At 74.8% G+C, this 6,617-nt stretch carries 8 protein-coding genes; 3 read left to right on the forward strand and 5 right to left on the reverse strand.

Annotation, left to right across the window (positions count from 1 at the left end):
- Window positions 1-38: 38 nt before the first annotated feature.
- On the reverse strand, window positions 39-1,391 hold the full coding sequence (locus tag ACFU6K_RS27505) for a right-handed parallel beta-helix repeat-containing protein (RefSeq protein WP_380667396.1): 1,353 nt from the start codon (window positions 1,389-1,391) through the stop codon (window positions 39-41).
- Between the two features lie 40 nt (window positions 1,392-1,431).
- Here ACFU6K_RS27505 and ACFU6K_RS27510 point away from each other — a divergent pair, with 40 nt between their 5' ends.
- On the forward strand, window positions 1,432-2,658 hold the full coding sequence (locus ACFU6K_RS27510) for a Dyp-type peroxidase (RefSeq protein WP_380667398.1): 1,227 nt from the start codon (window positions 1,432-1,434) through the stop codon (window positions 2,656-2,658).
- Window positions 2,659-2,723: 65 nt separating this feature from the next.
- On the opposite strand, the gene ACFU6K_RS27515 is transcribed toward ACFU6K_RS27510, so the two are convergent.
- Window positions 2,724-3,959, reverse strand: a complete 1,236-nt coding sequence (locus ACFU6K_RS27515; protein ID WP_380667400.1) for a cytochrome P450 — start codon at window positions 3,957-3,959, stop codon at window positions 2,724-2,726.
- 102 nt (window positions 3,960-4,061) lie between these two features.
- Window positions 4,062-4,700 carry a TetR/AcrR family transcriptional regulator gene (locus tag ACFU6K_RS27520; RefSeq protein WP_380667402.1) on the reverse strand — a complete coding sequence of 213 codons (639 nt, stop codon included), beginning with the start codon at window positions 4,698-4,700 and terminating at the stop codon, window positions 4,062-4,064.
- A 101-nt stretch (window positions 4,701-4,801) separates the two neighbouring features.
- Here ACFU6K_RS27520 and ACFU6K_RS27525 point away from each other — a divergent pair, with 101 nt between their 5' ends.
- Window positions 4,802-5,215, forward strand: a complete 414-nt coding sequence (locus ACFU6K_RS27525) for a DUF4345 domain-containing protein (protein ID WP_380667404.1) — start codon at window positions 4,802-4,804, stop codon at window positions 5,213-5,215.
- A gap of 91 nt (window positions 5,216-5,306) precedes the next feature.
- Window positions 5,307-5,849 carry an MOSC domain-containing protein gene (locus ACFU6K_RS27530; RefSeq protein ID WP_380667406.1) on the forward strand — a complete coding sequence of 181 codons (543 nt, stop codon included), beginning with the start codon at window positions 5,307-5,309 and terminating at the stop codon, window positions 5,847-5,849.
- Between the two features lie 12 nt (window positions 5,850-5,861).
- Here ACFU6K_RS27530 and ACFU6K_RS27535 read toward each other — a convergent pair whose 3' ends face one another.
- The gene (locus ACFU6K_RS27535; RefSeq protein WP_380667408.1) at window positions 5,862-6,164 is read right to left on the reverse strand and encodes a hypothetical protein; all 303 of its coding nucleotides are present in this window, start codon (window positions 6,162-6,164) and stop codon (window positions 5,862-5,864) included.
- Window positions 6,165-6,240: 76 nt separating this feature from the next.
- Window positions 6,241-6,522, reverse strand: a complete 282-nt coding sequence (locus ACFU6K_RS27540) for a metal-sensitive transcriptional regulator (protein WP_380667410.1) — start codon at window positions 6,520-6,522, stop codon at window positions 6,241-6,243.
- Between the last annotated feature and the right edge of the window lie 95 nt (window positions 6,523-6,617).

Genomic DNA, 6,617 nt, shown 5'->3' on the forward strand with positions numbered 1-6,617 from the left:
GGGAGCAGGAGTCCGCGGGCCCGCCCGGTGCGGCCGGGTCAGTGCTTCGGGACGGCGTCCGCGGACTCCGGCAGCGGGTAGGCGCCGGGGTCGACCGGCCCCGGGAGGTCGGTCGCCGGGCGGCCGGGCGCGGTCGGGTCCGGCAGCGAGGGCTGCGCGGGCGGGACGGGCACCTGGCTGAACGGGATGCCGGGCGGCGCCTGGACGGGGCTGGTCCGGCCGAAGGGCGGGGCGCTCCGGCCCTGGGCGGCGCAGCCCGCCAGCGTCTCCAGGCCGTCCGGGCTCTGGACGGCCGGCTGGTTGCCGGTGAAGCAGTTGCCCGGGTCGACGGAGGCCAGCACGAGGTCGGTGCCGTTGCCGGTGGCCCGGTTGCCCTCGATCCGGTTGCCGCTCGCCGGGTGCCCGGGCGGGTCGGTGATCACGATGCCGGCCGCGCGGTTGCCCTGGACCAGGTTGCGCTGCACCTGGTTCGCCGTGCCGCCGCCGATCCCGATCCCGATCCCGTAGGCGCCGTCGGCCTGTTGGGGGGTGTCGGTGGCGTTGTTGTCGGTGACGACGTTGCCCACGATCACCGCGCCGTGCTGCGGGGCGAGGGCTTCGAGGTCGTTGGAGTTGACGGTGACGCCGACCCGGTTGCCGGTGACCCGGTTGCCGACCACGGTGAGCCCGTCGGAGGCGTTGGTGATCTCGATGCCGACGGCGTTGCGCTCGACGGTGTTGCCCCGCACCAGGGTGTCGCAGGGCTTGCACTGGCCGACGTAGATCCCGGAGTCGGCGCCCCCGGAGGCGTACGAGTCCTCGATGACGCCGCCGCGGGCGTCGAAGGCGTAGATCCCGTACAGGCCGTTGTTGTACGCGGTGACACTGCTGGCGCGGAAGCCCTGGACGACCGGGAAGCGCACCGTGTCCAGCGGGTTGTAGGCGGAGCCGCCGGCGCCGTGCTGCTGGAGCTTCTCGTCGGTGACGCCGGTGAACAGCACGCCGTTGGCGAGGTAGCCGTGGACGGTGAGGTTCTCCACCACCGAGCCGGGGCCGGAGGCGGTGATGCCGTTGACCAGCCGCAGGCCGCCGTCCAGCACCACGGTGTTGCGGTCGGTGCCGCGCAGCACGATCCGGGGCTTGGTGAGGCGCACGCTCTCCCGGTAGGTGCCCGGGTCGACCAGCACGGTGTCCCCCTCGCGGGCGACGTCCACGGCCTGCTGGATGGTCGGGAAGTGCTGCGGGACGCGGATCACCGTGCCGTCCGGGTGCTTGGCGTCGGAGGAGGACGAGCCGCCCGAGGAGCAGCCGGCCAGCGCCAGGACGGCGGCGGCGAGCAGGGCGGGCAGGCGCCTGGCGATACGGGGGCCGGGTGGGGGCGTCGTGCCGGACCGCGGGTGACGTGTGGTCAAAAGTTGCATACGGCGTGTTCTATCGTCTCCAATGTCGCCCATGCATGCCGAAACCGGAAAGGCGCAGGACCAGCCACCGACCGCGCGGGGCGCCGGGGTGGATCGAAGGGGGCTGCTCGCGGGCGGGGCGGTGGTGGCCGCCGGGCTCGGCGCGGGGGTCACGGCACTGGCCCTGGGCACCGGCGGCGTCCGGGGGAGTGGCCGCGGCGGCCGGTCGGCGGCGGCACCGGAGCCGCCGGCCGTCCCCTTCCACGGCGAACGGCAGGCCGGGGTGACGGCCGCGCAACAGCCGGCCACCCAGCTGCTGGCCCTCGACCTGGCGCCCGCCGCGACCTCGGACGGGCGGGCCGCCCTGCGTGGCCTGCTCGGCGAGCTGACCCGGGTGCTGGCCGGGGCGACCGGCGGCAGCCCGGCCGACGCCCGGCTGCAGGGTGGCCAACCGGCCCGGCTCACCGGCCTGGTGGGCGTCGGGCCGGGCCTCGCCGCCCGGCTGGGGCTGAACGTTCCGCCGGCCCTGCTGACCGAGCTGCCCGCCTTCCCCGGGGACCGGCTCGACCCGGCGCGCGGCGGCGGCGACCTGGTGGTCCAGCTGTGCGCGGCCGACCGCTGGCCGCTGTCCGTGGTGGCCGAGCAGGTCGACGCGGCGGCCCGGGCGGCGGGCGCGACGGCACGGTGGACGCAGTCCGGCTTCCTGGCCCGGACGGCCGGCGGCGCCACCCCGCGCAACCTGTTCGGCTTCAAGGACGGCACGGCGAACCCGGACGGCACCGAGAGCGGGCAGTGGGTCTGGGGCCCGCCGGGGCCGTACGAGCACGGGACGGTGCTGGTCTACCGCCGGATCCGGATGGACACCGCCGCCTTCGCCGCCCTCCCGGGGGCCCAGCAGGAGCAGGTGATGGGCCGCCGGGCCGGCGACGGCGCCCCGCTCACCGGCACGGCCGAGCACGACGAACCGGACATCTACGCCAAGAACCCGGACGGCTCGTACCTCATCCCGGCCACCGCGCACGTCCGCCTCTCCAGCCCCCGGCTGGACGGCGGCGCCCGGATGCTGCGGCGCGGCTACAACTACGACGACGGCCCGGGCGACCGCGGCCTGCTGTTCTGCGCCTTCATGCGCGACCCGGCCCAGTTCACCCGCGTCCAGAACCGGCTGGCGGCGCGCGACGCCCTCAACGCCTTCATCGAGCACACGGCCTCGGCGGTGGCCTACGTCCTGCCGGGCGCGCCGGAGGGCGGGACGCTGGGGGAGGGGCTGTTCGGCTGAGCCGGGGGCGGTGGCCGGCCGCCCTGCCCGACGGCTGAGGCCGGGCGGTCGACCGCCGGTACCGGCTACCAGTCCACGGGGAGGCGGGCCGGGCTCCGGGTGGTGCCGCCGAGCTGCCAGGTGAGGTCCGCGACCGGGGTGGTGAGGCGCAGGCCCGGCAGGGCGGTGGCGAGGCGGTGCAGGGACTCCCGCATCTCCAGCCGGACCCGCCAGGCGCCGATGCAGTAGTGCGGGCCGGAGCTGAAGGCGAGGGTCGGGGCGGGGAGCGGGAGGCCCAGGTCGGCGTCGAGGCCCTCGGGGTAGACGGCCGGGTCGCGGTTGGCGCTGCCGAGGCTGACGGCGATGACCGAGCCGGCCGGGATGGTCACGTCGCCGACCTCGACCGGCGCGGTGGTGCGGCGGATGGTGGCCTCGTCGTCGCCGAGCGGGATGTAGTGCAGCAGCCGTTCGGCGGTGCGCTCGGCGGTGTCCGGGTCGGCGAGGCGCGGCCAGTGCTCGGGGCGTTCGCCGAGCACGTAGACCAGGGCGTTGGCGAGGGCGCCGGCGACGCTCTCGTTGCCGCTGGCGGTGAGTCCGGCGACCAGGAAGACGAGGGACTCCTCGGGGACGCCGCCGTCCTGGTCGGCGGCCCGGACCAGCCGGCTGACCAGGTCGTCGCCCGGCTCGCGGCGCCGACGGGCGACCAACTCGCCCATGAAGGAGCCGAATTCGGCGAGGGTGTCGGCGTGGTCGGGGTCCGCGCCCGGTTGCTGCCCGCCGTTCTGCTCGTCGCCCTGGTCCTCGCCCTGGGCGAGCAGGGCGCGGGTCCAGCGCTGCAGCCGCTCCTCGTCCAGGTGGTCCGGCCCGTCCCCGTCGAGCCCCATCAGCCGGGTGGTGACGGCGAACGGCACCGGCCGGGCGAACGCGGGGACGAGGTCGGCCGTCGGACCGGCGGCGACCAGCCGGTCCACGGACTGCTGGACGGCCGCGGCGACCCACGGCTGCCAGCCGGCGATGGCGCGCGGGGTGAAGGCCCGTTGGGCGGTGCCGCGCAGCCGGCGGTGGGCGGGGCCGTCCTGGTTGAACAGGGACGCGGGGTTGGCGGCGACGTCGGCGGTGGCGCCCGCGGTGCCGACGTCATGCAGGTCGGCCCGGGTGACCCGGGGGTCGCCGAGGACCTGCCGGACGTCGTGGTAGCGGGTGATCAGCCACGCGGGGGTGCCGTCCGGGAGGGTGGTGGGGTGGGGCGGCTGGGCGGGGGTGGTGGGGAGCCGGTGGAGTGGGGGGAGGGTGGTCCGGGTGTCGGCTGCGGCGGAGTCCATGGGTCCCTTCGCGGGGTTCGGAGGTCCGGCTGGTCGAGGGGAGTCGGAGCATCCAATTGTCATATATTCATGAGGAATTGGGCGCTTGTGGAGCTTCTCCCCTTACGTCCCGATGGTATGCCCTCGGTGTCCCCGGTCGGGTGCCGGATCGACGGGCAGCAACGGCCGGAGTGCGCCCAGCACGGCGCCGATGCAGGCGTCCCGCAGCTCGGTGCGGGTGCAGCTCTCCTCGGTCAGCCAGTCGATGACCAGCACCCGGACGAACACCAGCCAGCTGCGCAGGACCTGCGACACCGCCCGCCGCGCCCGCTCGTCCGCGAGCGGGAGGACGCCGAGCAACCGGCCGCGCAGGATGTCGAGCTCCTCGGTGATGATGGTCTGGATCACCTGGTCCCCGGCCAGTACGCGGTTGGCCGCGAGCACCGCGTGCCGGTTGGCGATGAAGTAGTCGAGGTGGGCGTCCATGCCCTCGACCAGCTGCTCGACCAGGGTGTCGGCCGGATCGAACCGGCTCCTGGCGAGCAGGTCGGCGGAGGCCTCCCGGTAGACCGCGGCGAAGAGTTCGTGTTTGCTCGCGAAGTGCCGGTAGAGCAGGGCGCGGGAGACCCCGGCCTGCTCGGCGACCTCCTCCATCAGCACCCCCTCGTACGGCCGTTCGGCGAACAGCCGGGCACCGACGGAGAGCAGCTGGGCGCGTCGCTCGGCGGGGGAGAGCCGGCGGCGCCGTTCGTGGACTGGCATGCGGGCCAGGCTACTTGACACGTGTCTACCAGTCGGCGCTAGCGTGGTGGGCAACGTAGTAGACACGTGTCAACCAGACCTCCGTGAGGGGTGGACGGGCCATGGCCAAGGCGTTGCGGGTGCTCGCGTGGACGATGGGGATCGCCTGCGTGGCGATCGGCTTCCTCCACATCCTGCTGGGGAACGCCGCGATGCCCGGGATCGCGGACGCCGGCCCGACGGTCGGCAGCTTCGGCCGCTTCATGGGCGCGGTCTTCGCCGGGTACGGGGCGGCCTGGATCCGCGCCGCCCGGCAGGCGCCGGTGCCCGCCCCGGCGGTGCGGTGGCTGGCGGCGGTCCTCCTGCTGGGCGGCCTCGCGCGGGTGCTGTCGCTCGTCGCGGACGGCCGGCCGCACTGGTTCCAGCTGGTGCTGATGGGGATCGAACTCGGGCTCGCACCCGTGTACTTGTGGCTCGCCGCCGCGGACGAGCGCGCGCACGCGGACCGGCCGGCGCACGCGGTCGGCCGGTCCTGAGTTCCCCCGGTTCCATCATCGGGGGGCGGTCGTAAGCGGCGGCTATGCTGCCCCTGCGATCGAACGTACGTCCGCGAGGAGGATCCGGAACATGAGCGGCACCGTGGTGGCGGTCAGCAGCAACGCCGAGTACTCGTTCACCAAGCCGAACCGGGACGGCATCACCCTGCTCGCCGGCCTGGGCGTCGAGGGGGATGTGCACTCCGGGGTGACGGTCCGGCACCGGTCCCGGGTCGCCCAGGATCCGGCGCAGCCCAATCTGCGCCAGGTCCACCTGATCCACCGCGAACTGCTCACCGAACTCGTCGAGTCGGGCTTCGACGTCGCGCCGGGCGCCCTCGGCGAGAACATCACGACCGAGGGCGTCGACCTGCTCGGCCTGCCGGTCGGCGCGGTGCTGCGGATCGGCCCGGAGGCCGAGGTGGAGATCACCGGCCTGCGCAACCCGTGCGCCCAGATCGAGGCCTACCGGCCCGGCCTGCTCAAGCAGGTCGTCGGCCGCGCCGAGGACGGCACGATCGTCCGGCGCGCCGGCATCATGGGCGTCGTCCGCACCGGCGGCCCGGTCCGGCCCGGCGACGCCGTCGCGGTCGAGCTGCCGGACGGCCCGCACCTCCCGCTCGACCGGGTCTGAGGGCGGTACGCCTCAGGGCGCGGTGTCGTCCGGGTGCCCGTCGACGCGGCGCAGGTCGTAGAGGTACGACCGGCCGGCCTTCCAGCTGCGCCACGGCCCGGTCGGCGGGAGCTCCCGGTGCCGGTCCTCGCCCAGCAGCGGGCCGGAGTTGGGCACTCCCTCGGCGTCGACGACGCACCAGCCGCGCTCCGGCGTCCACCGGCACCACAGCTCCAGGTCCCGCCGCCGGTAGGACGGGCGGCCGTGGGCGGTGCCGTTCAGGTCGAAGCGGTAGACCAGGCCGTCCAGGCGGCGGACGAACTCGATCGCGGACACGGCTGATCCCCTCCCGGAATGCCCCGGCGATACCCCCACCCCGTAACGGTGGCGACCCCGAGGGGCTGAAGCGCGGTCAGGACCTGACCAGGCGGGCGATGGCCTGGTTGGCCTCGCGGATCTTGGTGCTCGCCTCCTGGCCGCCCTCGGCGATGGCGTCCCGGACGCAGCATTCGATGTGCTCGTCGAGGAGTTGGAGGGCGAAGGACTGGAGGGCGCGGCTGGCGGCGGACACCTGGGTGAGGACGTCGATGCAGTAGGTGTCCTGTTCGACCATGCGCTGGAGGCCACGGATCTGGCCCTCGATGCGGCGGAGCCGCTTGCGGAAGTCGTCCTTGTGCGAGCTGTAGCTGGCCATGGCCGTCTCCGGTTCCTGTGCGGTGAGGCGTGCGCTCACTCTACCGGGGGCGTGGCGAGGGGGAGTCGGCGCGGACGGGCGGGGTGGTGCCCGCC

Source organism: Kitasatospora sp. NPDC057512 (assembly GCF_042802135.1).
In the GTDB taxonomy this organism is placed as follows: Bacteria; Actinomycetota; Actinomycetes; order Streptomycetales; family Streptomycetaceae; genus Kitasatospora.